At 65.1% G+C, this 25908-nt stretch carries 24 protein-coding genes; 9 read left to right on the forward strand and 15 right to left on the reverse strand.

Annotated elements, in window-relative coordinates; all coding sequences use genetic code 11:
• The first annotated feature begins 14 nt into the window (after window positions 1–14).
• The 7 genes from gspL to AC56LW_RS20345 are packed head-to-tail and all read left to right on the forward strand — an operon-like array spanning window position 15 to window position 8243.
• The gene (gspL, locus tag AC56LW_RS20315; protein WP_499637145.1) at window positions 15–1232 is read left to right on the forward strand and encodes a type II secretion system protein GspL; all 1218 of its coding nucleotides are present in this window, start codon (window positions 15–17) and stop codon (window positions 1230–1232) included.
• Window positions 1229–1747, forward strand: a complete 519-nt coding sequence (locus AC56LW_RS20320) for a type II secretion system protein M (RefSeq protein ID WP_183554555.1) — start codon at window positions 1229–1231, stop codon at window positions 1745–1747. Before gspL ends, AC56LW_RS20320 begins: the two co-directional genes overlap by 4 nt.
• Window positions 1744–2517 carry a type II secretion system protein N gene (gspN, locus tag AC56LW_RS20325; RefSeq protein ID WP_499637147.1) on the forward strand — a complete coding sequence of 258 codons (774 nt, stop codon included), beginning with the start codon at window positions 1744–1746 and terminating at the stop codon, window positions 2515–2517. Before AC56LW_RS20320 ends, gspN begins: the two co-directional genes overlap by 4 nt.
• A complete protein-coding gene (gene gspD, locus AC56LW_RS20330; RefSeq protein WP_499637149.1) occupies window positions 2517–4916 on the forward strand; it encodes a type II secretion system secretin GspD in 2400 nt (799 codons plus the stop codon). The genes gspN and gspD overlap by 1 nt, the downstream gene beginning before the upstream one ends.
• A 4-nt stretch (window positions 4917–4920) precedes the next feature.
• Window positions 4921–6342: a type II secretion system ATPase GspE gene (gspE, locus tag AC56LW_RS20335; protein WP_183554549.1), complete on the forward strand. Its 1422-nt coding sequence runs from the start codon at window positions 4921–4923 to the stop codon at window positions 6340–6342.
• A 3-nt stretch (window positions 6343–6345) separates the two neighbouring features.
• Entirely contained in the window at window positions 6346–7566 is a 1221-nt protein-coding gene (gspF, locus tag AC56LW_RS20340; protein WP_258837063.1) for a type II secretion system inner membrane protein GspF, read from the forward strand.
• A gap of 44 nt (window positions 7567–7610) precedes the next feature.
• Window positions 7611–8243, forward strand: coding sequence for a hypothetical protein (locus tag AC56LW_RS20345; protein WP_499637151.1), 633 nt, complete (start codon window positions 7611–7613; stop codon window positions 8241–8243).
• 47 nt (window positions 8244–8290) lie between these two features.
• On the opposite strand, the gene AC56LW_RS20350 is transcribed toward AC56LW_RS20345, so the two are convergent.
• The 8 genes from AC56LW_RS20350 to AC56LW_RS20385 all read right to left on the reverse strand — a co-directional run bounded on the left by AC56LW_RS20350 (window position 8291) and on the right by AC56LW_RS20385 (window position 15990).
• Entirely contained in the window at window positions 8291–9022 is a 732-nt protein-coding gene (locus AC56LW_RS20350; protein ID WP_183554543.1) for a helix-turn-helix domain-containing protein, read from the reverse strand.
• A gap of 148 nt (window positions 9023–9170) precedes the next feature.
• Window positions 9171–9374 (reverse strand): hypothetical protein, encoded by a 204-nt coding sequence (locus tag AC56LW_RS20355; RefSeq protein WP_499637153.1) that lies wholly within the window; start codon window positions 9372–9374, stop codon window positions 9171–9173.
• Window positions 9375–9394: 20 nt separating this feature from the next.
• On the reverse strand, window positions 9395–10732 hold the full coding sequence (gene hslU / locus AC56LW_RS20360) for an ATP-dependent protease ATPase subunit HslU (RefSeq protein ID WP_332531928.1): 1338 nt from the start codon (window positions 10730–10732) through the stop codon (window positions 9395–9397).
• Window positions 10733–10745: 13 nt separating this feature from the next.
• Window positions 10746–11282: an ATP-dependent protease subunit HslV gene (gene hslV / locus AC56LW_RS20365; RefSeq protein WP_183554537.1), complete on the reverse strand. Its 537-nt coding sequence runs from the start codon at window positions 11280–11282 to the stop codon at window positions 10746–10748.
• A gap of 373 nt (window positions 11283–11655) precedes the next feature.
• Window positions 11656–12915 (reverse strand): STAS domain-containing protein, encoded by a 1260-nt coding sequence (locus AC56LW_RS20370; RefSeq protein ID WP_499637155.1) that lies wholly within the window; start codon window positions 12913–12915, stop codon window positions 11656–11658.
• A gap of 267 nt (window positions 12916–13182) precedes the next feature.
• Window positions 13183–13632: an RNA polymerase-binding protein DksA gene (dksA, locus tag AC56LW_RS20375; RefSeq protein ID WP_183554535.1), complete on the reverse strand. Its 450-nt coding sequence runs from the start codon at window positions 13630–13632 to the stop codon at window positions 13183–13185.
• A gap of 255 nt (window positions 13633–13887) precedes the next feature.
• Window positions 13888–14967: a CobW family GTP-binding protein gene (locus AC56LW_RS20380; protein ID WP_332531931.1), complete on the reverse strand. Its 1080-nt coding sequence runs from the start codon at window positions 14965–14967 to the stop codon at window positions 13888–13890.
• A 144-nt stretch (window positions 14968–15111) separates the two neighbouring features.
• Window positions 15112–15990: an alpha/beta fold hydrolase gene (locus AC56LW_RS20385; RefSeq protein WP_499637157.1), complete on the reverse strand. Its 879-nt coding sequence runs from the start codon at window positions 15988–15990 to the stop codon at window positions 15112–15114.
• Between the two features lie 138 nt (window positions 15991–16128).
• Here AC56LW_RS20385 and AC56LW_RS20390 point away from each other — a divergent pair, with 138 nt between their 5' ends.
• Window positions 16129–16851, forward strand: coding sequence for an autoinducer binding domain-containing protein (locus AC56LW_RS20390; protein ID WP_499637159.1), 723 nt, complete (start codon window positions 16129–16131; stop codon window positions 16849–16851).
• Between the two features lie 35 nt (window positions 16852–16886).
• On the opposite strand, the gene xerC is transcribed toward AC56LW_RS20390, so the two are convergent.
• The 4 genes from xerC to AC56LW_RS20410 form a co-directional block, all read right to left on the reverse strand.
• Window positions 16887–17837, reverse strand: a complete 951-nt coding sequence (gene xerC / locus AC56LW_RS20395) for a tyrosine recombinase XerC (protein ID WP_499637161.1) — start codon at window positions 17835–17837, stop codon at window positions 16887–16889.
• A 5-nt stretch (window positions 17838–17842) separates the two neighbouring features.
• Complete coding sequence (locus AC56LW_RS20400; protein ID WP_332531935.1) at window positions 17843–18508, reverse strand: DUF484 family protein; 666 nt, start codon at window positions 18506–18508, stop codon at window positions 17843–17845.
• Between the two features lie 107 nt (window positions 18509–18615).
• Complete coding sequence (locus AC56LW_RS20405) at window positions 18616–19896, reverse strand: porin (RefSeq protein ID WP_332531936.1); 1281 nt, start codon at window positions 19894–19896, stop codon at window positions 18616–18618.
• Between the two features lie 206 nt (window positions 19897–20102).
• Window positions 20103–21152, reverse strand: a complete 1050-nt coding sequence (locus AC56LW_RS20410; RefSeq protein ID WP_499637163.1) for a porin — start codon at window positions 21150–21152, stop codon at window positions 20103–20105.
• A gap of 483 nt (window positions 21153–21635) precedes the next feature.
• On the opposite strand from AC56LW_RS20410, the gene AC56LW_RS20415 reads away from it, so the two are divergent.
• Window positions 21636–23282, forward strand: coding sequence for a tetratricopeptide repeat protein (locus AC56LW_RS20415; RefSeq protein ID WP_499637165.1), 1647 nt, complete (start codon window positions 21636–21638; stop codon window positions 23280–23282).
• 51 nt (window positions 23283–23333) lie between these two features.
• Here the strand turns inward: AC56LW_RS20415 and dapF are convergent, their stop codons facing one another.
• Genes dapF through AC56LW_RS20430 form a run of 3 tightly spaced genes read right to left on the reverse strand, consistent with a single transcriptional unit; the run spans window position 23334 to window position 25901 of the window.
• Window positions 23334–24185, reverse strand: coding sequence for a diaminopimelate epimerase (gene dapF, locus AC56LW_RS20420; protein ID WP_499637166.1), 852 nt, complete (start codon window positions 24183–24185; stop codon window positions 23334–23336).
• A gap of 4 nt (window positions 24186–24189) precedes the next feature.
• The gene (locus tag AC56LW_RS20425) at window positions 24190–25053 is read right to left on the reverse strand and encodes an LpxL/LpxP family acyltransferase (protein ID WP_499637168.1); all 864 of its coding nucleotides are present in this window, start codon (window positions 25051–25053) and stop codon (window positions 24190–24192) included.
• Window positions 25050–25901 carry a lysophospholipid acyltransferase family protein gene (locus tag AC56LW_RS20430; RefSeq protein WP_499637170.1) on the reverse strand — a complete coding sequence of 284 codons (852 nt, stop codon included), beginning with the start codon at window positions 25899–25901 and terminating at the stop codon, window positions 25050–25052. The genes AC56LW_RS20425 and AC56LW_RS20430 overlap by 4 nt, the downstream gene beginning before the upstream one ends.
• Window positions 25902–25908: the final 7 nt, after the last annotated feature.

Here is a 25908-nt window from a genome sequence, read left to right on the forward strand (position 1 = left end):
GAAAGCGAGACAGTTTGAGTACTCTTTATATCCGGCATCCGGCACGCAGCCAGGGCGAAGGCGCCCTGTGCCGCTTTGCGCTGGTCGGCGACAACGGCGTCATCGGCCAGCAGGGCGAGGGCGTGCTGCGCAATCTGGGCGACGCCGTTGCCGCCAGCCGGCGTGTGGTGCTGGTGCTGGCCGCCAGCGACGTCACGCTGCTGTCCGTGCAGGCCCCGCCGCTGGCCGGCGCCCGCCTGCGCGCGGCGCTGCCGGCGCTCGTTGAAGAACATATCCTGGGCGACCCGCTCGATTGCGTGCTGGTAGCCGGCCCCGTGCAGCCCGATGGCCGCCGGCCGGTGGCCGTGGTGCAGCAGGCCTGGCTCGAGCCGCTCGTGCGCGCGCTGCTCGCGCTCGGTGCGCGCCAGATCGCGGCCATCCCCGAGCAACTGTGCCTGCCGCTGCATCCGGGCAGCGTCAGCGCCGCCGTCGGCAACGGCGAACTGATCCTGCGCCAAAGCCAATATGACGGCCTGGGCCTGGCGCTCGACGGCAGCCCGGTGATGGCCTTGCAAACGGCGCGCGCACTGTCGGGCGATGCACCGCTGGTGCTGTACGTCGACCGTGAACAGCTGGGTGAATACAATGCGCTGGTGGCCGAAGCCGGCCCCGGCATCACGCTGGAAAGCGATGACTGGGCGCACTGGATCGCCGGCGCCAGGGGCAGCACCGGCCCCGTGCTCGACCTGGTGCCGGGCCTGGGCACGGCCGGCGTCGCGCAGCGCGACTGGCGCCGCTGGCGCTGGCCGATCCGCCTGGCGCTGGCGGCCGTGGCGATCAACCTGATCGGCCTGAATGTCGAATGGCTGGGCCTGAAGCGCGAAGCCGATGCCGTGCGCCTGCAGATGAGCCAAACATTCCGCTCGGTGTACCCGAACCAGCCGGCCATCGATCCGGTCGCGCAGATGCGCCAGAACATCGATCGCGCCAAGGCCGGCAGCGGCCAGGTGGCCGGCAACGAGTTCAACTGGATGGCCGCCGCCTTCGGCGAAGCGACACGCACACTGGGCGTGCCGCCTGCGATTGCATCAATCGACTACCGCGAACGGACCCTCACCGTGCGCGTCAAACCAGAGTCCACCAACCCCGGCATGGCCGACCAGCTCCGCGCGTCCCTGTCGTCACGTAACCTCAGCCTGGAGTCGCCCGACGCGACCACCTGGCTGATCCGCAGCACAGGAGCCAAGCCATGAGCGCCATCGGCAAACTGAGCGGTCTGCGCGAACGCGTGGGCGGCTACTGGAGCGCGCGCACCGCGCAAGAACGCAAGTTCCTGCTCGTCGGCGGCGGCGTGGTGGCGCTGACGCTGCTGTACCTGGTGCTGCTTGAGCCGGCGCTGACCGGCCGCGAACAATTGCGCCGCGCGCTGCCCGAGCTGCGTCAGCAAGCCGCGCAGCTTGATGCGCTGGCGGCCGAAGCACGGGCCGTCGCGGCCCAGCCGGCGCCGGCCGTCGCACCCGTCACGCGCGAGGCGCTGGCCGCCAGCATGACGGCCAGCGGCCTGAATCCCGCGTCGCTGTCGGTCAGTGGCGAATACACCAAGGTACAACTCAATGGCGTGTCGTTCGCCAATCTGATGGCCTGGCTCGACGCGCAACGCCGCGACAGCCGCCTGCTGGTGCAGGACGCGCAATTTACCGCCAAGGATGCCCTTGGCCAGGTCGATGCCACGCTCACGCTGCGTCAAAGCACCGAGCCGGCTGCATGAGGCGGGCGCTGACGTGGGGCCTGCTGGTGGCGCTGGCCGTGGTGGCAACGGTGCTGGCATTCCTGCCGGCGGCCTGGCTCGGCCCCATGGTCGAACGCCAGACCGGCGGTCGATTGACGCTGGGGGATGCGCAGGGTACGCTTTGGCGCGGCTCGGCCTTTATTGGCGGGGCGCCGGGCCAGGGTGGTGCGGTTACGCCATTGCTGCCAGGCCGTTTTGCCTGGACCCTGTCGCCACTGGTGGTGCTGGGCAATGTGAACATGACGCTCGAGAATCCGCAGGCGCTGGCCAGCCCGGTACGCGTGCAGGGCAGCTGGTCGCAGTGGCAGGTCAATGCCGGCGAACTCCTGCTGCCAGCCGAGGGGTTGTCCGGCCTGGGCGCGCCGCTCAATACGCTCGCGCCGAGTGGGCGCATCCGGCTTTCCTGGAATACGCTTGACCTGCTGCGCCAGCAAAACATCGTGACGCTGCAGGGTCGTACCACGCTGTCGATGAGCGACATGGGTTCGCGCATGTCGCCCATCAAGCCGCTGGGCAGCTACGAAATGATCATGGACTGGCGCGGACCGCAGGCCGATCTGACGCTGCGTACCGTGCGCGGCGCCCTGCTGCTGTCGGGCGCGGGCACATTGCAGAACGGCCGCCTGCGCTTTTCAGGCCAGGCAGCGGCCGCCGATGGCTATGAAGACACTCTGGGAACCATGTTGAATCTGCTGGGACAGCGCCGGATGGTGAACGGCAAAAACGTAATCGCACTCGAGTTCAGATAATGAAGAAAACAGACCACACCACCTTCGCGCACCTTGAACTTCCGGCCCTGCGCCGTCTTGCCGCCGGCGCCATGCTGTGCTGCGCCGCCTCCGCCGTCACGACCCTGGCGCTGCCATTGTCCGCCTCCGCGCAAGAGACTGCGAATGCCGCAGCGCTCAGCTTCGTGAATGCCGACATCGAATCGGTGATCAAGGCGATCGGCCACTACACCGGCATGACCTTCATCATCGACCCGCGCGTGAAAGGCACGCTGACGCTGGTGTCCGAAAAGTCGCTCAGCAAGAGCGAAGCCTTTGGCCTGCTCACGTCGACGCTGCGCCTGCAGGGCTTCGCAGTGGTCACCAGCGGCGACGGTTATGCCAAGGTGGTGCCCGAGGCCGAAGCCAAGCTGCAATCGTCACCCACGCAAGTGGGCGGCGTGCGCTCGAGCAAGGCTACCGGCGACCAGATTGCCACGCAGGTGTTCTACCTGTCGTACGAATCGGCGGCCAACCTCACCGCCGTGCTGCGCCCGCTGATTTCGCCGAACAACTCGATCATTGCCAACCCGGGCAACAACACCCTGGTCGTGACCGATTACGCCGACAATCTGCGCCGCCTGGCGCGCATCATCGCCGCGCTCGACGCGCCGGTGGCGGCCGAGCTCGACGTGATTCCGATCCGCAACGCCATCGCCAGCGATATCGCGCAACTCGTCACGCGCCTGATGGAACCGGCTGCGGGCGGCGACTCGGGCCGCGTCACGGTGCTGGCCGATCCGCGCACCAATGCGGTCATCGTGCGCGCGCCGTCGCAGGCCCGCGCCAACCTGGCCAAGAGCCTGATCGCGCGCCTGGATCAGGAAAGCTCCAGCCGCGGCAATATCCACGTCGTCTACCTGAAAAACGCCGACGCCAGCCGCGTCGCGCAGACGCTGCGCGCTGTTGTCTCGCAAGACGCGTCGGCCGTGCCGGTGCAGCAGCAGGGCACGTCGGGCAGCTCGATCACGTCGGGCACCGGCAGCGGGCAGGGCGGCAGCGGCGCCGGCGGGCTGGGCGGCCAGCAAGGCCAGCAGAGCAGCACCGGCATGGGTGGCACCGGCAACACGTTCGGCCAGCAAAGCCAGCTCACCGCCAATGCGGGCGGCGCCGGTGGCGGCCAGGGTTCCGGCTTCATCCAGGCCGATGCCTCGACCAACAGCCTGATCATCACCGCGCCGGACGCCGTCTACCGCAATCTGCGCTCGGTCATCGACCAGCTCGACGTGCGCCGGGCCCAGGTGTACATCGAGGCACTGGTGGTCGAAGTCACGTCCAACAAGGCATCCGAATTCGGCGTGCAGTGGGTTGGCGCGACGGGCGACTCCGACAGCAAATACCGTTTCGGCGGCTTGCAGAACTACACGGGCGGCGGCTCGAGCAGCAGCATCGTCAACCTGGCGCTGGCTGCCAGCCAGGGGACCAGCGCGACGACCACGCCAAGCGTGCCGTCGGGCCTGACCTTCGGCCTGTTCCGCCAGATCGGCGGCGAGCTCGGCCTGGGCGCCGTGGCCCGCGCACTGGAAAACGATGGCAACGCCAACATCCTGTCGACGCCAAACCTGATCACGCTCGACAACGAACTGGCCACCATCAAGGTCGGCCAGAACGTCCCGATCATTACCGGTTCGTACACCACGTCGGGCAACAACAGCGGCAACCCGTTCCAGACGGTTGAACGGCAAGACGTGGGCCTGCTGCTCAAGGTGCGCCCGCAGATCTCGGAAGGCGGCACCATCAAGATGGCCATCTACCACGAGAATTCGAGCGTCGATGCGTCCACCCGCAACCTGGCCTCGGGCCTGACGACCAATGTGCGCGCCATCGAAAGCAATGTGCTGGCCGACGATGGCCAGATCATCGTGCTGGGCGGCCTGATCGAAGACACCGAGGGCGACGGCGAAGAAAAAGTGCGCGGCCTGGGCGACATCCCGGTGCTGGGCAACCTGTTCAAGTACCGCACCCGCACGCGCAACAAGACCAACCTGATGGTATTCCTGCGCCCGGTCGTGGTGCGCAGCAAGGATGCATCGAACTCGATCGCGATGGACCGCTACGAATTCATGCGCGCCGCTGGCGCTGCCGGCCGGCCAGAAACGTCGCCGCTGCTGCGTGACCTGGGCGCGCCGCTGTTGCCGCCGCTGGTCAGTGGTCAGCCGCCGGCAGGTGGCAGCATGGCCACCGTGCCGGTCCAGGCGCCGCCCCCGGCCAACGCCGCGCCGGGCGCCTCGAACGATGGTGCGGCCAATCGTCCGGGCGCCTCGCGTTCAAGCTCTGCGAACCCGGCGAGCAATGCTGCAGAAACTGCACCAGGCGCAGCATCCGGCACCGCCGTGCCCGCCTCGCAGTTTCGCCCGGTGACGCCACCGAACCGGGAGTAATCAGATGACCAATCTCTTGCCCTACGCGTTCGCCCGTGACCACGTCGTCCTGGCGCGCGGCACTGGCGAACCGGGCCAGAGCGTCGAAGTGCTGGTCTCCAGCGCGACCGCGCCGGCCGCCATCGCCGAGGTGTCGCGCCGCTTCGGCCGCATCCAGCTGCGCCGGATGGACAAGGACGAGCTCGACACAGTCATCGCCGGCGCGTATGCCGGCGGCGGCAACGACGCGTCGCAGGTGGTCGACGAGTTCGACGCCGATCTCGACCTGACCAAGTTGCTGCAGGACGTCCCGGCGATCGAAGACCTGCTCGAATCGTCCGACGACGCGCCGGTGATCCGCATGATCAATGCGCTGCTCACGCAATCGCTGCGCGAAGGCGCGTCCGATATCCACATCGAGCCGTTCGAGCAGACGTCGGTCGTGCGCTTTCGCATCGACGGTGCGCTGCGCGATATCGTGCGGCCCAAAAAGGCCATCCACGCGTCGCTGATCTCGCGTATCAAGATCATGTCGCAGCTCGACATCGCCGAAAAACGCCTGCCGCAGGATGGCCGCATCACGCTGCGCGTGGGTGGCAAGCCAGTCGACGTGCGCGTCTCGACGCTGCCGACCGGCCACGGCGAGCGCGCCGTGCTGCGTCTGCTCGACAAAGAGGCAGGGCGCCTCGACCTGTCGCACCTGGGCATGGCCAGCGACCTGCTGCCGCAGTTCGACCGCCTGATCAACCAGCCGCACGGCATCGTGCTGGTCACGGGCCCGACCGGCTCGGGCAAGACCACGACGCTGTATGCGGCGCTGTCGCGCCTGAACGCGGCGACGGCCAACATCATGACGGTCGAAGACCCGATCGAGTACGACCTGAACGGCGTCGGCCAGACCCAGGTCAATGCCCGCATCGACATGACGTTCGCAAAAGCGCTGCGCGCTATCCTGCGGCAAGATCCTGACATCATCATGATCGGCGAGATCCGCGACCTGGAAACGGCGCAGATCGCCGTGCAGGCGTCGCTGACGGGTCACCTGGTATTGGCCACGCTGCACACCAACGATGCGGCCTCGGCCGTAACGCGCCTGCTCGACATGGGCATCGAACCGTTCCTGCTGTCCTCGTCGCTGCTGGGCGTGATGGCCCAGCGCCTCGTGCGTAAGCTCTGCTCGCAGTGCAAGACCTTCGACGGCACGACCTGGCACGCGGTCGGTTGCGAGCGCTGCGGCCACACCGGTTACCACGGCCGCGTCGGCGTCTACGAGCTGCTTGAAACCACCGACCAGATCCGCGCCCAGATCCACAACCGGGCATCCGAAGCCGACATCCGCGTTGCGGCGCTGGGCGTGGGCATGAAGACCATGCGCGAGGACGGCGAACGCTGGCTGCTCGATGGCACCACCACACGGGCCGAAATCGTGCGCGTGACCAAGGACTAACCGATGCCGGCATTTCGTTACGAGGCCGTCGACAACGGGGGCGCCACCCGCAAGGGCGTGGTCAACGCCGACAGCCCGCGCGCCGCGCGCGCTGACCTGCGCGCGCAGGGCCTGACGCCGCTGAGCGTCGAAGCCATCGCGGCCCAGCTCGACGCCGCCGGCGTGGCCCGCTCGCGCGGCATCGGCGAGCGCCTGTCGCAAAACGAATTGGCGCTGTTCACGCGCCAGCTGGCCAGCCTGCTCGAGGCCGGCCTGCCGCTCGAGCAAGCCTTTACCGCCTTGCTCGAACAGGCCGAGCGCCCGTACGTGCGCGACCTGGTCGCGTCGATCCGCGCCGAAGTCATCGGCGGCTCGGCCTTTTCCACCGCCCTGACGCACCACCCGCGCGACTTCGCCGAGATTTACCGGGCGCTGGTCGGCTCGGGCGAACAGATCGGCCAACTGTCGCGCGTGCTCTCGCGCCTGGCCGACTACATCGAGCGCCGCAATGCTCTTGTGCAGAAGGTGCGCCTGGCGTTTACGTATCCGGCGATCGTCACCGTGGTCGCGTTCGCGATCGTGATTTTCCTGCTCACCTACGTGGTGCCGCAGATCGTCTCGGTGTTTGCCAACACCAAGCAGAAGCTGCCATTTCTCACGGTCGTCATGCTGGCCGTGTCCGACTTCGTGCGCGCGTATGGCATCTATGTCGGCATCCTGATTGCCGGCGCGTTCTGGCTGTGGCGGCGCGCACTGCGCAATCCGGTGCTCAAGCGCCGCTGGCACACGTGGCTGCTGACCGCGCCCATCTACGGCAAGTTCGAGCGCAGCCTGAACACCGCGCGCTTTGCCAGCACGCTGGCGATCACCACCGGCTCGGGCGTGCCGATCCTGCGCGCGCTCGACACCAGCCGCGAGACGCTGTCGAACGTGGCGATGGCCGAACTGGTCGAGCAGGCCACGGCCAGCGTGCGCGAAGGCGTGAGCCTGGCGCGCGCGCTGTCGGCGCAAAAGCTGTTTCCACCGATGCTCGTGCACATGATCCGCGCCGGCGAAATCACCGGCGAACTGCCGGCCATGCTCGAACGGGCCGCCAATTCGCAGCAGGCCGATCTCGAGCGCCGCACGCTGACCATCGCCGGCCTGCTCGAGCCTGTGCTGATCCTGGCGATGGGCCTGGTCGTGCTGCTGATCGTGCTGGCCGTCCTGATGCCGATCATCGAAATCAATCAGCTGGTGCAATAAGACAATCGCGTAGCGATGCCAATGACCGAGATGCGAAAGACACCATGAACAAGCGTTTGCCCCTTCTTTTGAGCCTGCTGGCCCTGATCGTGCTGGCCGCTTCCAGCGCCTATTGGGTGCTGCAGCTGTACAAGCCCGAGCAGCGCCCGCTGGCTGCAGCGCCGCTGGCGACCCAGCCAGAGCCGAGTCCGGAAGCCGCGGCCACGCTGTTTGGCGGGCAGCCGACAGTGGCAATTTCCAGTTTTCAGTTGACTGGCGTGGTCTCGGCCGGCGCCAACAGCGCCGTGATCCTGGTGGCCGACGGATCGCTGCCGAAAGCAGTGCGCATCGGCCGCGAGATCGCGCCCGGCATCGTGGTGGCCGAAGTGCATCGGCGTTATGTGATGTTGTCCGATAACGGTGTCATGAAGCGCGTCGAACTGGCGCCCGATGCCGGCCAGTCGAGTGCGATCAGCCAGCCGGTGCCGCGCGCGATGCCGCCGCAGCCGGTGATGGAGCCGCAAATGGCGCCGGGCGTGGTCAGCGCGCCGCCGATGATGCAGAGCGCACCACCGGACGCCAATCAACAAGGCATGCAGGGTCAGCCCCGCGATCCACCACCGGAGCAGGACAACCCGGGCCAGCCGCAGATGCCACAGAACGCGCAGCCAATGAACGGAGAGCGGCCGGTGATGTAATCGGCTCGGTGTCGGCAGCGTGGCCGCGCATCAGCAGCCGCCGCCGCTTAGCGCCGCAATGCCGTAAACGCCGCCAGTTCCCACGACCGGAAGCCCAGTAGCAGCGTATGCCCCTTGCGCTCGTCGGCTGGCAGGCGCCGGTCGTTGCGGTGCAGCCGCGCCAGTTCGGCCGCCAGTTGATCAATCTTCAACGACAGTTCGAGCGCACTGGCCGGCGACAGCCGCGCCGGCAGGCACAGCAGTGCTTCGCCAGCCCCATCGAAGCGGCCCGAGAAATAATCGTTCACCACGTTCTCGCGGAAGAAATGCTGCACCGGACCATCCGGCAGCCAGCGGAATGCATTCGACACCCGCAGCAGATAGCGGTTCAGCGGTTTCAGTTCAATCAGGCCCAGCCGGTCGAGCTCGGCGAGCAGCGTGATGCACTCGGCCTCGGTCAGGTCGTAGGTCTCGATGATCTGTTCGATGCTCCAGTGGCCCAGGCAGCAGATCGCCATCAACAGCAGGCGCGGGTTGGCAACAATGGAGCGTTCCTGCGTCAGGCTCAGCGCATCGAGCTGGGGCCGCGCCTCGATCGCCCCGCGCAGCAGGTCTTCCAGGCCAATGCCGGTGGCCTGACAAATCTCCGCCAGGCGCGACAGCGCCATATCCTTTTGCCCGAACATGCGCTTGACGCTCGACTCGCTCACGCCAATGCGCTCGGACAGCGTTTTATACGTGATGCCGGCCGCGCGCAAGCGTATGCGCAGCGCGTCCAGGATCAGATCGGGAGAACTCATTGGCGATCCAGAGAAAATGACAACGGCTGACTTTAACGTTGAATCACGGTGCGGACAAGGCACGTACACCGGAATGGACGCCGCGGGCTAAAAAAAACGGACACCGAGGTGTCCGCAAAGAGTGTATGCACAGTAGAACTGGCGCCTGTCAGTCGTCGTCGCCGGCCACCAGCCTGACCTTCCTGAGCGCCTGCTTGGCGGCAGTGCGCTCGCTCGAGAGCGGCTTGGCATGCGGGCCGGCGGCGCGCGCCTTGGCCAGCGCGGCGATGGGATTGCGCGGCTTGCTCGCCTGCTGCGACGGTTCGATCCGCAGCCGCATTTTTTGCCGCGTCGCCAATGCCTTGTTTGCCATGCCGGCCTCCCGCAAGAAAATTACAGCACGTAGCGTGACAGGTCTTCGTTGACCGCCAGCGCGTCGAGCCGTTCGTTGACAAAGGCTGCGTCGATGCGAACCACCTGGTCTTTTTCCGACCCGGCAGTAAACGAGATTTCCTCGAGCAGCTTTTCCATCACCGTGTACAGGCGGCGCGCCCCGATGTTCTCGGTGCGCTCGTTGACCGAGAACGCGATCTCGGCCAGACGATGGATGCCTTCGTCCAGGAACTCGACCTGCACGCCTTCGGTGGCCAGCAGCGCCTGGTATTGCTTGGTCAGGCTGGCGTGGGTCGACGTCAGGATGCTCTTGAAGTCTTCGATCGACAGCGATTCGAGCTCGACGCGGATCGGGAAGCGGCCCTGCAGCTCGGGGATCAGGTCCGATGGCTTGGACAGGTGGAACGCGCCCGATGCGATGAACAGGATGTGGTCAGTCTTGATCATCCCGTACTTGGTGTTGACCGTCGTGCCCTCGACCAGCGGCAGCAGGTCGCGTTGCACGCCGGCGCGCGAGACATCGGCGCCGCCGTGCTCGGAGCGGGTCGCGATCTTGTCGATCTCGTCGAGGAACACGATGCCGTTCTGCTCGACGTTGGCGATGGCCTTTTGCTTGAGCTCGTCTTCGTTGAGGAGCTTGCCGGCTTCTTCGTCGATCAGGATCTTCATGGCTTCCTGGATCTTGAGCTTGCGCGGCTTCTTGCGTGCACCGTTGGCGCCGGCAAACATCGACTTGATCTGCTCGGTCATTTCTTCCATGCCCGGCGGCGCCATGATTTCCATCTGCGGCGCCGCATCGGAGACTTCGATCTCGATTTCGCGATCGTCGAGCGCGCCTTCGCGCAGGCGCTTGCGGAAGGTCTGGCGCGTGGCGTCACCTTCCTTGCTGTCCGGCGTATTGGCGGTGTTGAAGCCAAAGTCGCGTGCCGGCGGTACCAGGATGTCGATGATGCGGTCTTCGGCCGCGTCTTCGGCGCGCTGGCGCACTTTCTTCGCTTCGCTGGCGCGGGTCTGCTTGATGCCGATGTCGATCAGGTCGCGGATGATGGTGTCGACGTCGCGCCCGACATAGCCGACCTCGGTAAACTTGGTCGCTTCGATCTTGATGAACGGCGCATCGGCCAGCTTGGCCAGGCGGCGCGCGATCTCGGTCTTGCCGACGCCCGTCGGGCCGATCATCAGGATGTTCTTCGGCGTGATTTCGTAGCGCAGCGATTCGTCGACCTGCTGGCGGCGCCAGCGGTTACGCAGCGCGATCGCGACGGCTTTCTTGGCCTTGCCCTGGCCGACGACGTGCTTGTCCAGCTCGGAGACGATTTCGGGTGGGGTCATGTTCATGAAGCTGTTCATATCAATCCAGGGTCTCGATGATGTGGGACATATTCGTGTAGATGCACAGTTCGCCTGCGATGGTCAGCGCCTTCTTGACCACTTCGGCAGGCGCCATGTCGGTGTTCTCGTACAGGGCCTTGGCGGCCGACTGGGCATAGATGCCGCCGGAGCCGATCGCGCCGATGCCGTCTTCCGGCTCGAGCACGTCGCCGTTGCCGGTGATGATCAGGGTGGACTCGCGGTCGGCCACGAGCAGCATGGCTTCCAGGCGGCGCAGCACGCGGTCGGTGCGCCAGTCCTTGGCCAGCTCGACCGAGGCGCGCAGCAGGTTGCCCTGGTGCTTTTCAAGTTTGCCCTCGAAGCGATCGAGCAGCGTGAAGGCGTCGGCGGTGCCGCCGGCAAAACCGCACAGGACCTTGCCCTGATACAGCTTGCGCACCTTGCGGGCCGAGCCCTTCATGACGACGTTACCGAGCGTGACCTGCCCATCGCCGCCGAGCGCGACCTGATTGCCGCGGCGTACGCTGACGATGGTTGTACCGTGAAATTGTTCCATTTTTACCTCGTGATTGTCTGGCTACCAGCAGGTGGGGACCGTGCGCAGGATTGCAAGATTATCCGAACGGGAAATACCAATGCGCTGCCACAGCCGGGGTCAGGTCTGACATTCGGACACGACCTCAGCTTTATACAGCCACACAGCCGGGGTCAGGTCTGACATTCAGACACGACCTCGGCCTTCGCCACTTCCAACAGTGTTTTGCCCAGTATCCGAATGGCCCAGTGCCAACTAGTGCCGGCTACCTGACTGTCGAGATCGTGTCCGAATGTCAGACCTGACCCCGGCTTTTCGGTAGAGCTCGTGTCCGAATGTCAGACCTGACCCCGGCTTTTAAGATCGTGACCCGGGTTTTTGGTGTGCTGTAGCGTCAGTAGCGGTGAGGATAGAGCCGTACGCTCTCGCCGGCGCCCAGCAGCCGTAGCAGGGCGGCCACGAGATGGTTCAGTTCGCGCAGCTCGACCGTGCGGCCGGTTGCTGCCTGTCCAGCGAGCCGCGCCAGCAGGCTGACGGCGCCGACGTAGTCGATGCGCGCCAGCCGTGAGCAGTCGAGCACGAGTGTTTCGCGCTCTGCGGCGTAGGCGTCGATGGCCGCCAGCAGCGCTGGTTCGGGGCTGGTGATCATGGCAGGCAACATGAAGCGGTCGCCGTGACTTGGGGCCGGTGCGGCCGTCGAGACGTGGCGGGGCGCTTCGAACGAGGGCGGCGAGACTTCGTAGGTGACGCAGTAATCCATTGCCGCTTCTTCGAAATCCTTTTCGCGGTTGGTCAGCAGCAGCAGTTCGAGCAGCAGCAGCCACGGCGCCGGGCTGGCCCCGCGCTTGCCGATGACGAGCATCGGGCGCAGCGTCGTGATCAGGGTGTCGGCCCCGGCCAATACCAGGCCGCGGTCGCTCGCGCGCAGCGTTTGCAGGGCGGTCAGCAGGCAGTCGGCGCCGTCTGTGTCGATGCTGCGCACCTTGCCGAAGTCGAGCCGCACGTTTGGCGCCCGCGCGTCGAGCACGCGGCGCAGGCGGGGCGCGACGGTTGCATCCAGCAGCGTGTCGAAGGTTTCGGTGGCGGTCAGTCCCTGTGCCGGCTGGCTCGCCACCGAGGTGGGCGCGAGCGGCTTCCAGGTGGGCGGCGAGGTTTCGAAGTGGCTGGCGTAATCGATGGCGATGCTCTCAAACAGTTCTTCGCGGCCATCGGCCTGGTACAGATCGAACAGCATCCACCATGGCAGGCGTTCGTGGCGGCCCAGCGTCGCGAGCGACTCGCGCAGCAAGTGTTCGGCCGCGGCGCTCTGGCCGTTGGCGTACAGGATGGCGCTTTCGTCGACCGCCGGAGCGCTCGCGGGCGCAGCGGCCTGGTCGGGAATGTCGTCGGGATCGGGCACGGCGGCCGCCGTGACGCCGTTGGCGGGACGGCGGCCACTGTCCCAGGCCGGCTCGTCATCGAACATGTCGGACGCAAATTCGAGTTCGATTTCGTCGATCTTGGCAGCGGTGGCGCGGGCGATTTCACGCTGGCGTTCGCGCTCCGCGTCGGACGCCAGGCGTGACGGTTCGCCGCGCAGGCGCGACTCGGGGGGCGGCCAGCTGGGCGCGGCCACCGCATCGTTCTTTTTCTTCAGGAAGGAAAAAAGCCCCATGCTCACCGTTGTCTCGATAACGTGTCCACCATGACCTTAGCACGGACCCCGGCGACGGATGCTGAGCACACGTGGCCGGGCGTCAGTGTAGCCGAAGGGCAATGTTGGTAGGATATTGAGCAATTGTAGCGTGTACGCATGACCAGGACGGCAGCTGTCATGCGTCGTTACAAACATCAAGAAATGGTGTCTGCAAACAAAAAAAGCATGCGACGAGGTCGCATGCTTTCTGGTCGGTGCTGAATCGCTGTTCAGCACGCACGCCAATCAGTCGCCGTACAGCTTCTGCTTGAGTTCGCGACGCTGCTGGGCTTCCAGCGACAGCGTGGCGGTCGGACGGGCGATCAGGCGCGGGATGCCGATCGGCTCGCCGGTTTCTTCGCACCAGCCGTATTCGCCGCCGTCGATCGACTGGATCGATTGCTGGACTTTCTTGAGCAATTTGCGCTCACGGTCGCGGGTGCGCAGTTCGAGCGCATGTTCTTCTTCGATGGTTGCGCGGTCGGCCGGATCGGGAACCAGCACGGTTTCGCGCAGGTGTTCCGTGGTTTCGCCAGCGTTCTTGAGCAGTTCGCGCTCGAGTTCCTGCAGACGATTCTTGAAGAATGCGAGCTGGGCCGCATTCATGTAGTCGCCCTCGCTCATCGCGCGAATCTCGTCTTCCGTCAGGAGGCGTTCGTCGGACTGGGCGGTATTCGGTTTCGTTGTTTTAGTCATGATGCCTTCGATACGACAGAGGTTTGCATTTTATCAGCTTGCCAATCAGCAACACCGCACAAATGGGTGCATGCCGGGCAGGCTGCCTTGATGACGACGGTACGCCATCCTATCTCCGTCCGCGCCGCATGGGCGGCAAGGGCGGTTCACCACTGGCTGTTTGAAGCGCGTCGTGGCGGTCCGTGCGGCCCGGCCTGGCAAACTGTCGACGCATGGCGCCGGACATGCCTGCATGGCCAGTCAAACTGATGCAGTTTATACCAAACACTGTTCCAGTCCGCGGATAAATACGTCTTTTGGTAAATTTTTACCAATAAAGACCATCTTGGTGGCGGGCGTTTCATTCTCCCCCCATTTCGGTCCCACGTCGCTGCCCATGATCTGGTGCACGCCCTGGAACACGACCTTGCGATCGACGCCATCCATCCGCAATACACCCTTGTAGCGCAGCATTTGCGGGCCGAAGACCTGGACCAGGCTGCCGAGGAATTGTTCCAGGCGCTCCGGGTCGAATGCGCGCTCGCTCTTGAACACGAACGCGGCGATGTCGTCGCTGTGGTGGCTGTGATGATGATCGTGGCTGCACGACGCATCGTGCACGTGGTCGTGACCGTGGCCACAATCGGCGCCATGCTCATGCTTGTGATCATGGTCGTGATCGTGCCCGTCTTCACCATCGACACGCAGGAAATCGGGGTCGATGTCCAGCTTGTCGTTCAGGTTGAAGCCGCGCAGGTCGAGCACGTCGGCAATCGGCGCGCGGCCGAAGTCGCTCGTGGCGATCGGGGCGCGCGGGTTGATGCGCTGCAGGCGCGCCTTGAGCGCATCGACGGCGGCAGCATCGACCAGGTCGGTTTTGGACAGCAGGATCTTGTCGGCAAAGCCCACCTGGCGCTGGGCTTCTTCGTGCGCCGTCAATTGTTCCATCGCGTGGCGGGCGTCGACCACGGTCACGACGGCGTCGAGCAGGTAGTGGGCGCCAACTTCTTCGTCGACGAAGAAGGTCTGCGCCACCGGGCCCGGATTGGCCAGGCCCGTCGTTTCGATGACGACGCGGTCAAAACTGATCTCGCCAGCGGCGCGTTTCTTTGCCAGGCTGTTGAGTGCCTCGATCAGGTCGCCACGCACGGTGCAGCAGATGCAGCCGTTGTTCATCTCGATGATCTGCTCGCCGGAGTCCTGCACCAGGATTTCGTTGTCGATGTTTTCTTCACCGAATTCGTTCTCGATGACGGCGATGCGCATGCCGTGGTCTTCCTGCAGGATGCGGTTGAGCAGGGTGGTCTTGCCCGCGCCGAGAAAGCCGGTGAGGATGGTGCTGGGGATCAGGTCCATTGGTTCGCTACTCGTGGTTGACATCAGGGTTGGACAAAAGAACCGGGGGATTATGCCGCAATTCTTGCAACCTCACCATCTGGCGTGTGGCGCGCAGATCGTGTTCAAACCATGGAGTAACTTCTCGCCGGATTGGCAGGGTGGCTACTTCTTGCCGGCCGCTTCGTCAGCGCGTGCGGTGTCGGCCGCTGCAATGACCTGGGCAATTGCGGCAACCACGAGCTGCGGTTCTTCCTGGTGGATGTTGTGGCCGCTATCGGGCGTCACCACGTGGCTGCCGCGCCTGAAGCCGCGAAAGAAGCGTGCATGCAGATCGCGCCAGACGTCGACGGCTGCCGGGGTTTCCAAAAAGAGCTGGGGCTGCTCGCGGCGCTGGACGGATGTGAGCACCACGACCGGCACATCCGGCAAGGGCCCGGCCAGGGGCAGGTTGCCGCTGTCGAGAATGGCCTGTACCTGGGCCAGTTCGGGCTGGAACTTGGGCGGCATGTATTGCACCAGCAGGCGGGCGTCGTTGTCGACCGCGGCCGCATCGAGCTTGCGCAGCTCGGTGTTCTGGTGCTCGTCGCTGGGGTCGACAAACACCATGCCGGCAATCTGGGCCGGATGGCGTGCGGCGTAGCTGCGAATCAGGAAGCCGCCGTAGGAATGGCCAACCAGCACAAAGGGTGGACGCACCCCTGCCGCGGCGATCACTTGTTCCAGTTCATCGGTACGGCTGGCCACGGTGGGCGTCCCGGGGCGTGCCTCCGAGCGGCCATGGCCGGCGCGCGAGTACGTGATCACCTTGTTCGACCTGGCCACCTGCGGCGCGACATCGCGCCACACGTTCAGGTCGCGCCCGAAGCCGGACTCGAAGATGACGGTGTAGGGGCCGGTGCCCAGGCTGGCCAGCTGCACCCGGTACGGGCCCACGTCCAGCAGTTCGGGTGCGTCCTTTGGCATGGCAGCAGGTGTTTGGGCACTGGCAAACGTGCTCAGTGCCAGCAGGACGGCACCGGCAGTGCGGGACAGGTAGGCCATATTGACTCCATCAAATGCGTTGTCATCCTGTCTGCATGCGGCGACAATTGGATGTGAAGCAATAGTCTAAGAAACACGGCAAGACACCGGTACTGTCAAATATGTCAGTCGGGCAGCGGGCTGGGGATGGGGGAAGCGGTGACAAACGAATCGATGGCGCAATGGCGTGCCCGTCATCTGGACGCAATGGGCCGGGCCGTGGATGCGAATGGGCTGTTTGCGGTCGTCGCCGGCGCCGCGCGCGAACTGGGTTTTGACTATTGCGCCTACGGCATGCGCAAGCCAATGCCGCTGTCGAAACCGTCGACCGTGATGCTGAACAATTACCCCGATGTATGGCAGGCGCGCTATGCCGACCAGGGTTATCTGGGGCAGGATCCCACGGTCCGGCATGGCGCCGCATCGCTGTTGCCGCTGTTGTGGAGCGAGCCGGTATTCGCGCAGGCGCGCCCGCTGTGGGAAGACGCGCGTGGCCATGGTTTGCAGGTGGGCTGGGCGCAGGCGTCGCGTACGCCAGACGGTTGCGTCGGCATGCTGACGCTGGCGCGCTCGCACGATGCCCTGTCCGAGACCGAGCTGGACCAGAGCGAAGCCAATATGTCGTGGCTGGCGCATGCGGCGCATCAGGGATTGGCCCGCCTGCAGCGGCCGGCGCCAGGTGCGCCGTTGCTGGCGCTCAGCGCGCGGGAAGCCGAAGTCTTGCGCTGGATGGCTGACGGCAAGACCTCAAGCGAGGCCGGCACCATCCTCAGCCTGTCCGAGCGGACCGTCAACTTTCACGTTGCCAATGCCCTGCTCAAGCTGGGTGCGGCCAACAAGACTGCCGCCGTGGTCAAGGCCGCGTTGTTCGGCCTGCTTTAAGAGGCTGGGTCGAGACGCTGGTTCAAGACGCCGGCTCAGGACTCCGGCTTGGCTTTCGCCCGCGGGTGCGCCGCGTCATACACTTTGGACAGGTGCTGAAAGTCCAGTGCCGTATAGATTTGCGTGGACGTGATGCTGGCGTGGCCCAGCAGTTCCTGCACTGCGCGCAGGTCGCCCGACGATTGCAGCAGGTGCGACGCAAACGAATGGCGCAGCACGTGCGGGTGCACGTGCACCGGCGTGCCGGCGCGCAGCGCGTGCTGTTTCAGACGGGTTTGCACGACGCGCGGCGTGATGCGGGTGTCGCGCGCCGACAGGAACAGCGCAGCGCCCCCGTCGCGGGCGGCAGGGCGCACCGCGAGCCAGCGCGCCAGCGCCTCGCGCGCCGGGCCGCCGACCGGCACCCGGCGCATCTTGTTGCCTTTGCCGGTCACCACCACTTCGCCCGCCTGCAGGTCGAGCCAGCCCAGTGAGCCCGGCTGGCCGCCGCGTGCATCTTGCCAGGCCACGTCCAGGCCCGCCAGTTCCGACACACGCAGCCCGCTCGAATACAGCAGCTCGAACATCGCGTGATTGCATAATTCGAACGGCTCGAGATGGCCGCGCTGGTTGGCTTCCATCAATTGCACGGCGTCGTCGACCGCGAGCGCTTTCGGCAAGCTCTGCGCGCGCTTGGGGGCGCGCACGCCGTCGACCGGATTGGCGGCAAGGGTCGTCTGGTGCGAGAGCCATTCATAGAAGCCGCGCCAGCCAGAGAGCTTGCGTGCAATGGAGCGCGCGGACTGGCCGCCGGCATGCAGCTTGCCGGCAAAACGGCGGATGTCGGCGTGCACCAGCCGGGCCCAGTCGCTGTGGCCGGCCAGCGCCGCGAGTTCGGCCAGGTCGCGCCGGTAAGCGGCAATCGTGTGCGGTGACAACTGGCGCTGGGTGGCCAGTTCGCCGAGGTAGCGCGCGGCCCAGTCGGATGGCGGCTCGCGCGTGTCCATGCTGGTCAAGCGCGCAGCGGCGCCAGGGCGGTGGTGGCGGTGGCAGCGATGTGGACCAGGAAATCGGTCGCCATCGCGGTGGTGAAGCGCGCCGGATCGGGCGAGCCGAGCACCAGCAGGCCAAAGCTCTGGCCCGGCGCGCCGAGCGGCAGCATCACCGTCGAGCGGATCGCGTCGGCATCGTCCAGCCAGCGCACCGCTTCGAAATCATTGTTCGGGCCACAGTACGGCGCGCGCAGGCTGTTGGCGAAGATGCGTGCGTCGTCCGAGACATTGCTGGCAAACCAGGCGTCGGCATGTTCCGGCGCCACATGCCACAGGCGCAAGGTCACTTGCGGGACGGTGAAGTGGGTGCGCAAGCCCTCGGTCAGGTCACGCGCCATCGCGGCGCCGCCTTTCGACACCAGCAGGGACTGGGTCCAGGCGTGGAAGCGGTTAGCGATGCCGGCGTTTTCTTCGGCGCGGCGCGACAGGTCGGACAGGCGCAGTTCGAGCGCGCGGTATTTGTCGCGCATGACTTCCATCTGGCGTTCCTGGAGCGACACGGTGCGACCGGTCAGCGGACTCGACAGTTTCACTTCACCCAGCAAGCCCGCTTGCTCCTGGAAGAATTCCGGGTGATCGGTCAGGTATTGCGCAACAGTGCTGGCGTCCAGTGGTGCAGTGCTCATGGCGGAATGAATGTTGGGATGAATCGGGTCATTTTAACCGACGCTGGGCGTTGCACCGGAGAACAAAAAAGACGCCCGCAGGCGTCTTGTGATGAATGGGGATTCGCTCAGAAGCGGTGACGGATACCCAGTTGCAAGGCGCGGCCATCGGCGCCCGGCGCTTCGGTAAAGCCGCCCGGATTGCCCGAGGTACCCGGCGAATACTGGGCTTCGTTGTCGTTCTTGATGAACGCCAGCGCCGTGTACAGGTCGGTACGCTTGGACAGGTAGTAGTTGTAGCCCAGCGCATACAGATTGGCATCGCTGTTGGACGCGGTGCGGTCGTTCTGGTGCGCGTACGACGCGACGATTCGGCCATTGCCGATCTTGTAGTGCACACCGACCTGATAGCTGTTGGCGTCCTGCTTGGTGTTGGCCGAAATCGCACTGGCGAAGATCCCGCGCAGGGCCTGCTGGGTCGGGAGCGGGATGCCTTGCGCGGTCAGTGCCGGGCCCACGGCCGTGTCCCAGCCATTCAGGTAGTCGGGGATCAGCGCCGAATTCTCGTTGCGCTGGCTGTGGAAGCCGGCGAAGAATTTCCAGCTTTCGCCCAGTGCGTAAGAGCCGCCAACGGTCAGCGTGCGCAGGCTCGGCCGGTTCTGCTGGTCGTAGCCATGGTTGTAGCCAACGCCGACGTCGAAACCGTTGGCTTTGTACGTCACCGCGCCGGCGCGGAACTTGTTATAGCGGCCGAGGTAACCGGAATTGCGCGCGCCATACATTACCGAACCGCCGAGGCCGTTTGGCAACGCGATGCGGTACTGGATGGCTTCCTGCGAGCGGATGTCCGCGCCCAGTGCGGTAAAGCCGGCAGTGCCGCCCGTGACGTGGCCCCAGGTGCCGGCCGTGCCCGACTCAAACGCATCGGCCATATTGAACACTTCGTAGCCAGGCGTATACATGCGGCCCAGCAGCACGGCGCCGATCGGGGTGATCAGGCCGACCATCGAGGTGCGGTCGAACAGGGCTTTTTCCTGATTGACGGCAGGGCCGCCCGGCGGCTGGATGGCCGCTTGCAGACGGTCGCGGATGGCGACCGGGATGCGTTCCATGCCGCGCAGCAGGTAGCGGCCAGGATTGTCGTTCATCAGCGTCGGCTGCTGCGAACCGGTGTCGAGTTCGACGCGGGCTTCGAGATTGAAAATCGCCTTGTAGCCATTGCCCAGGTCTTCGGAGCCACGCAGGCCGAGGCGTGAGCCATCGGCGCCGCCGCTGTAGATCTTGGTCGGGCCGCCTTTTTGCCACATTACGCCGGCGTCGGCAATGCCGTAGATCTGGACACTGGTCTGGGCCAGGGCGGTGCTTGCGAAGGTCGCGCCGAGCAGGGCGGCGATAAGGCATTTTTTCATGGTGTCTCCATATTATTTTCTTGTCGCGTGGCATGGGCCCGCTACGCAAATATGCCATTGCCTTGCTGCACTGTACAGAACGCTCGTTCGGAAAGGCCCTGGTAGCGCATCCTCGTTGTGAAAAGGCTACAGACCGTTGCAAACGACAAGGGCGGACACCGTTGCCGGTGCCCGCCCTCAAGAGGTTGCGATCCGTCGCAGTCGGTTCAGAACGTGTGGTGAATGCCGATGTCGTACTGGTTGATCGTGCCCGGGGCGGTCGGGACGCCTTTTTTGCGCGACACGTCAAAATACAGGTAGGTACGCTTGGACAGGCTGTATTCATAGCCCAGCGACAGTTGTTTGACCTTTTCCAGGCCATCGGTGTCCTTCTGACCATAGCCAGCGAGGAATTTCCCGGGGCCGACCGTGTAATTCGCGCCCACGACCCACGAACTGGTATCGGTATTGAACAGGCGCGTATTGTCTTCGTCGAGCCGTGTGAACGTGCCCATCAGCTTGAGTTCGGGCGTCGGGCTGACCGAGGCGCCGATCGACCAGACCTTCGATTCGACGGCGTTGCGCTCGTAGGCGGCCATCAGCGCAGCCGGGCCGTTGTTGTAGGTGCCGGAGATGGAGAACGGATTGGTCGAGGCTTCAGTACCGGCCGCATACTGCGGCGCCGCTGCACTGCCACGACCGATGATGGCGACGGCGCCATTGTTTTCTTTGGTGGCGATGGCCGTGTTGAGCTGGAAGCCGTTCACGACCGGCGAGTTGTACCAGACCGCGTTCGACCAGCGGTTGGCGGTGGAACCGACCGGGTCGAGAGGCTGCGAGCTGTAGCCGGCCACGCTCAGGTCGGTATAAAAGCCGCCTGCGGTTTCGATCGCGTGGAATGGTTCGAAGGCACCGATGGTTTCGTGGAACGGGGTCAGGCCGCGGCCGATGCGCAGCATGCCGAAGTCACCCTGCAGGCCGACGCGGCTCTGGCCCTGGAACAACCGGCGTCCATTGCCATCGGGGCCGATTTCGGCGCTGCCGGTGTCCGGCTCATAGCGCGTTTCAAGTTGGAACAGGGCTTTGAGGCCATTGCCCAATTCTTCGGTGCCCTTGAAACCGAGGGTGTTGGCCGAGCGCTTGCCGATGCTGACATTCTGGCTGCTGCGCTTGACGATGCCGGCATCGAGGTTGCCGTAGACCTGTACTGACGTCTGCGCATGGGCCGCACCGGCGCAAGCGCCAAGCAGTGCGACAGCCAGGAGAGAGGTCTTCATCGGGGTAATCCTGTCAATAAAGTGAACACGTACATCTGGAGCGTTGAGACCTGGCTGAACGCGCGATACGTGCACCTTAAATCTTTCAAACGTCAAGACTAGCTAATCCGTCAATTATCGGGGGGCTGCCGCGCTCCTTGCCAATAAATCGAACCGTGCTGTTGTATTTTTGAAACGAGCGTCATCAATCAGGGTAATGCAGTGCCTTTCAACGGGGCAACCCGACGTTACCGGCCTCGGCCTGACTGTTTGTCTTGCGCATATCCGGAACAGTTTCATCGGATTCGTGCTGTTTTGTGACCTCTCAATCCGCTCTGGAATCCAATCGAATCGCCATCGGCCACGGCGTAGACTTTGGCCTCGTTCGCACAGCAGCGCCGCGTGGCGCCGATAGCTTGTATATTTGCAACTTCCACGTTGCCGCTGTGTGTCGCAGGCACACTTTCCATGGCGTTCACGTCATGTCTCTCACGTATTCCAACGATGGCTAACCGCGAAGAACTGGCGATCATCCGCAATGCCCGTGCCGGCCAGGTGGCAGCCCAGCTCGCGCTGGGCAAGCTGTACTTGTTTGGCAGCAGCAGCTTGCCGCAAAGCCTTCCTACCGCGCTGCACTGGCTGGAGCGCGCGGCGCGGCAAGATTGTCCGCCAGCCTGGCAATTAATCGGCAACCATATCCCGCTTGAATTAGCGCAGCGTGACGCAGCCGGTGTGTCGCAGTGGTACGAACGCGCGTATGACGATGGCAGCGTGCATGCCGGCCTCGTGTTTGCTCAACTGGTGCTCGATCCCCTGGCGCCGACCGCGCAACAGCAGCAGCCCAAAGCCGTGCGTGCGCTCGAAGACGCCGCGCGGGCCGGGTTTTCGCATGCCCAGGTGCTATTAACCCGGCAACACGAGCAGGCCGCCAGCAGGGCGGCAGTCACGCCGGCCATGGCGGCGCGTACGTCGGCGGCGCAGGGGGCGCTGCATGGCGCGCGGCCCGCGCCGGCGCAGTACGCCGCCATGGCGCAGCATGCAGGCCTCGACGCCCTGTGGTTCGCGCGGCGCTGGGCCGATTATTTGCAACTGGCGTTACCGCAGGCGCGAGCGCTGGTCGATGAGCACGGCGAGCGCGGCCAGCCCGGCGAACTGCGCCGGTTGGCGCCGGACGAAATCGCGCTGCTGTCGCGTTGCGCGCGTCTGATGGATCCCGCGCTCGATGGGGCCCATGGCGTCGATGGTGTCGGTGATGTAGGGGGGGGCGGCGCGGCGCCGGTGCCCTGCGATCCCGGTGAGCTGGCCATCTTCTGGGAACTGGCTGCCGCCGAACACGATCCCCACGCGCAACTGGCGCTGGGCCTGCGTTCTGCCCGCATGCGGGTGGATGGCCGGCGCATTGGCAGTGGCGATGCGCGTGCTGCGCACGTGGCCAATTTCAAACGGGCGATCCGTTGGCTGACACTGGCGGGCGAGCAGGGGCTGGCCGAGGCGTGGTACGCGCTGTCGCGCATCTGTATCAAGCCAGAATTCTCACAACGTAACGTGGCCGATGCCCAGCGCTACCTCGAACGCGCGGCCGAGATGGGGTATCGCGATGCCCAGCTCGAATGCGGCCACAACGCCTGGCGCGCGCGCCGCGAAAACGAAAACAACGATGTGCGGGCCGTGTACTGGCTGCAAAAGGCGGCGCAGCAAGATGCGCCGGACGCGGCCGGTCTGCTGCACAAGATCGCGCCGCGCCTGACCACCACACCATACACCGACACGGGTGCCTTGCTGGCGCTGCACGCCGGGGCGCTGGCGGGGCATCCGCTGCTGGCGGCGCGCCTCGAACTGGCACAACTGTTCAACCTGTCGCGCCCCGAAGCCTTGCTGCTCGATGTGGTCGCCGCCGACCAGGGCCACTGCCTGGTCATCGATATCCGCGCCAGTTACGGACGCAGCAAGCGGCGGTTGGTGATGGTGGCACCGGGGCCCGAGCGCCAGGCGCTCGACCGCATCGTGCGCCTGTTCGACCCGGTCGATTGTGGCCCGGCCGGGCCGGAAGGCAACTACCGCCAGCGCCTGTACCGGCTGCGCACGCTGCTCAACATTGCGCAGCCTGACAGCGACGACGGGGCCGGGACCGACGTCGGATTGGCGGCCTGACGCGCGTGTCGTTCAATCAAGGCAAGGCCGCCTGACTTGGCGGCATCAGGCTCAGATCTCGACTTCGCCTTCAAACACCGACACGGCCGGGCCGCTCAGATACACCGGCTGGTCCGGGCCGGCCCAGGCGATGCTGAGTTCGCCGCCACGGGCCGAGACGCGCACCGGCGAATCGAGCAGGCCGCGCCGGATGCCGGCCACGACCGCAGCGCAGGCGCCGGTGCCACAGGCCAGCGTCTCGCCCGCGCCGCGCTCGAACACGCGCAAGCGGATATGGTGCCGGTCCATCACTTGCAGGTAGCCGGCATTGACGCGTTTTGGAAAGCGCACGTGGCGCTCGATCAGCGGACCCGTCTCTTCCACTGGCGCCGCATCGACATCGTCGACCACCTGCACCGCATGCGGATTGCCCATCGACACGACCGACACGAAGACGGTCTCATCGCCGACCGGCAATGGCCAAAGTGTGTCGTCGCCCTGGACCATGCCTGCGAGGCCGGCCTCGTCGAACGGCACGTCGGCCGGCACGAGGCGCGGCGCGCCCATGTCGACCGTGACGCTGCCATCGTCTTCCAGGCGCGGATTGATGATGCCCGACATGGTCTGGACGCGAATGCTGCGCGCCTGTGTCAGCCCCTTGTCGACGACAAAGCGCACGAAGGCGCGCGAGCCGTTGCCGCATTGCTCGACTTCGCCGCCATCGTTGTTGAAGATGCGATAGCGAAAGTCCACGCCAGCGTCGGTCGGGCGTTCCACGACCAGGATCTGGTCGGCGCCGATACCGAAGCGGCGGTCGGCCAGGCGGCGCCATTGCGCCACGCTCAAGTCGACTTGCTGGTTGATTGCATCGACGACGATGAAGTCGTTGCCGGCGCCGTGCATCTTGGTAAATTTCAGTTTCATGGCTTCAATCGTACAGCGAAGGTTCACCCGGCGGCCGGGTTTTAAAACGTTTGTGGGTCCAGAAATATTGTTCCGGCGCCTCGCGCACGCGCTCTTCAATGAAAGCGTTCATGCGGCGGGTCGCTTCGACCATATCGTCACCCGGGTAGTTGTCCCAGGCCGGATAAAAGCGCACGCGCCAGCCCTGGTAATTCGGCAGGTAGGTGGCGATCACGGGAATGACCTTGGCGCCGGTCGTGCCGGCAATGCGGCCCAGCGCAGTGAGCGTCGCGGCCGGCACGCCGAAGAACGGCACGAATTCGGCATCCTTCTCGCCGAAGTCCATGTCGGGCAGCATGAAGTAGGGCAGGCCGTCGCGCAGTGCGCGCAGGATCGGCTTGATGCCTTCCTTGCGCGTGACCAGGCGTACCGGGCCGTAGCGTTCGCGGCCGTGACGCAGCAGGCGGTCGAAGTCCTCGTTTTTCTGCGGCACGTACATGCTGCACACCGGAATCACACGGGCGCCGATGCCGGCCACGTCCAGGCACACGAAGTGCGGACATAGCAAAATCGTCGGGCCGTCCTGCATGGCGGCCAGCGGCACCGATGGTTCGATCTGGATCAGGCTGCGCACGCGTTCTTCCGGCGCCCACCACAGGATCGAGCGCTCGAAGATGCTGCGGGCGTAGGCGCGGAAATGCTGTTTGGCGATCGTGCGGCGCGCCCGCTCATCGAGCTCGGGCAGGCACAGGCGCAGATTGGTCAGCGCGATCTTGCGGCGCTTGCCCAGAATCATGAACATCAGGCTGCCCACCGCTTCGCCGAATCGCCCCAGAATGGGCAACGGCAAGAAATGCAGCAACCACATAAATCCCAGCAAGATCTTCATGGTGCGACCTCGGTGTCCGGGCCCGCCACGCCGTCCGGCTGCTTGTAGCGGTTATAGCTCCAGAAATACTGCGCTGGCGCACGGGCGATCAGTTGCTCCATTGCGCGGTTGATGGCCGCTGCCTGTTCAGCACCGGTGCCGGACAGGTCGCCATCGAACTCGACGAAGCGCACGATGTAGCCGGCGCCATGCGCACGGCGCTCGGCATACACCAGCAGAATGTCGGCCTTGCCGAGCTGGGCCAGCTTGGCCGGCAGCGTCATCGTGTAGGCATTGCGGCCGAAAAATGGCGCCCAGACGCCTTCGCCTTCTTGTGGCACCTGGTCTGGCAGCAAGCCGATCGGCTGGCCGCCCTTGAGCGTCTTGGCCAGGATGCGCACGCCCGACAGATTGGCCGGCGCCAGATGCAGGTTATGACGCGCACGGGCGCCTTCGACCAGTGGCTTCAATGCGCTCTTGCGCGGCGGGCGATACATGACCGTCAACGCCGTGCGCAGCGCGATTTGCTGGGCCGTCATTTCAAAGCAGCCCAGGTGTGGCGTAAGAAAGACAATCCCGCGACCGGCGTCGAGCCGCGCCTGGACCAGGTCCCAATTCTCTACTGTGGCATGCCTGGCAACCCGCTGCGGGTTGGCGCACCAGACGAACGCAAGCTCGATGGCGGCCTTGCCGGCCTCGGCCACGGCCGCGCGCCAGTGGGCGTCATAGCCGGCCTGAACCAGGTTGGCGCGCAGGCGCTTGCGATACGATGGCGACAGGCCATATACCAGCCAACCCATCGCTGCGCCCAGGGCGTGCAGGAGTGGCAAGGGAAAAACGGAGAGTATCCGGAAAAGTACAACTAGCATGTCGATT

This window comes from Telluria sp. LT2P80, from assembly GCF_059685955.1.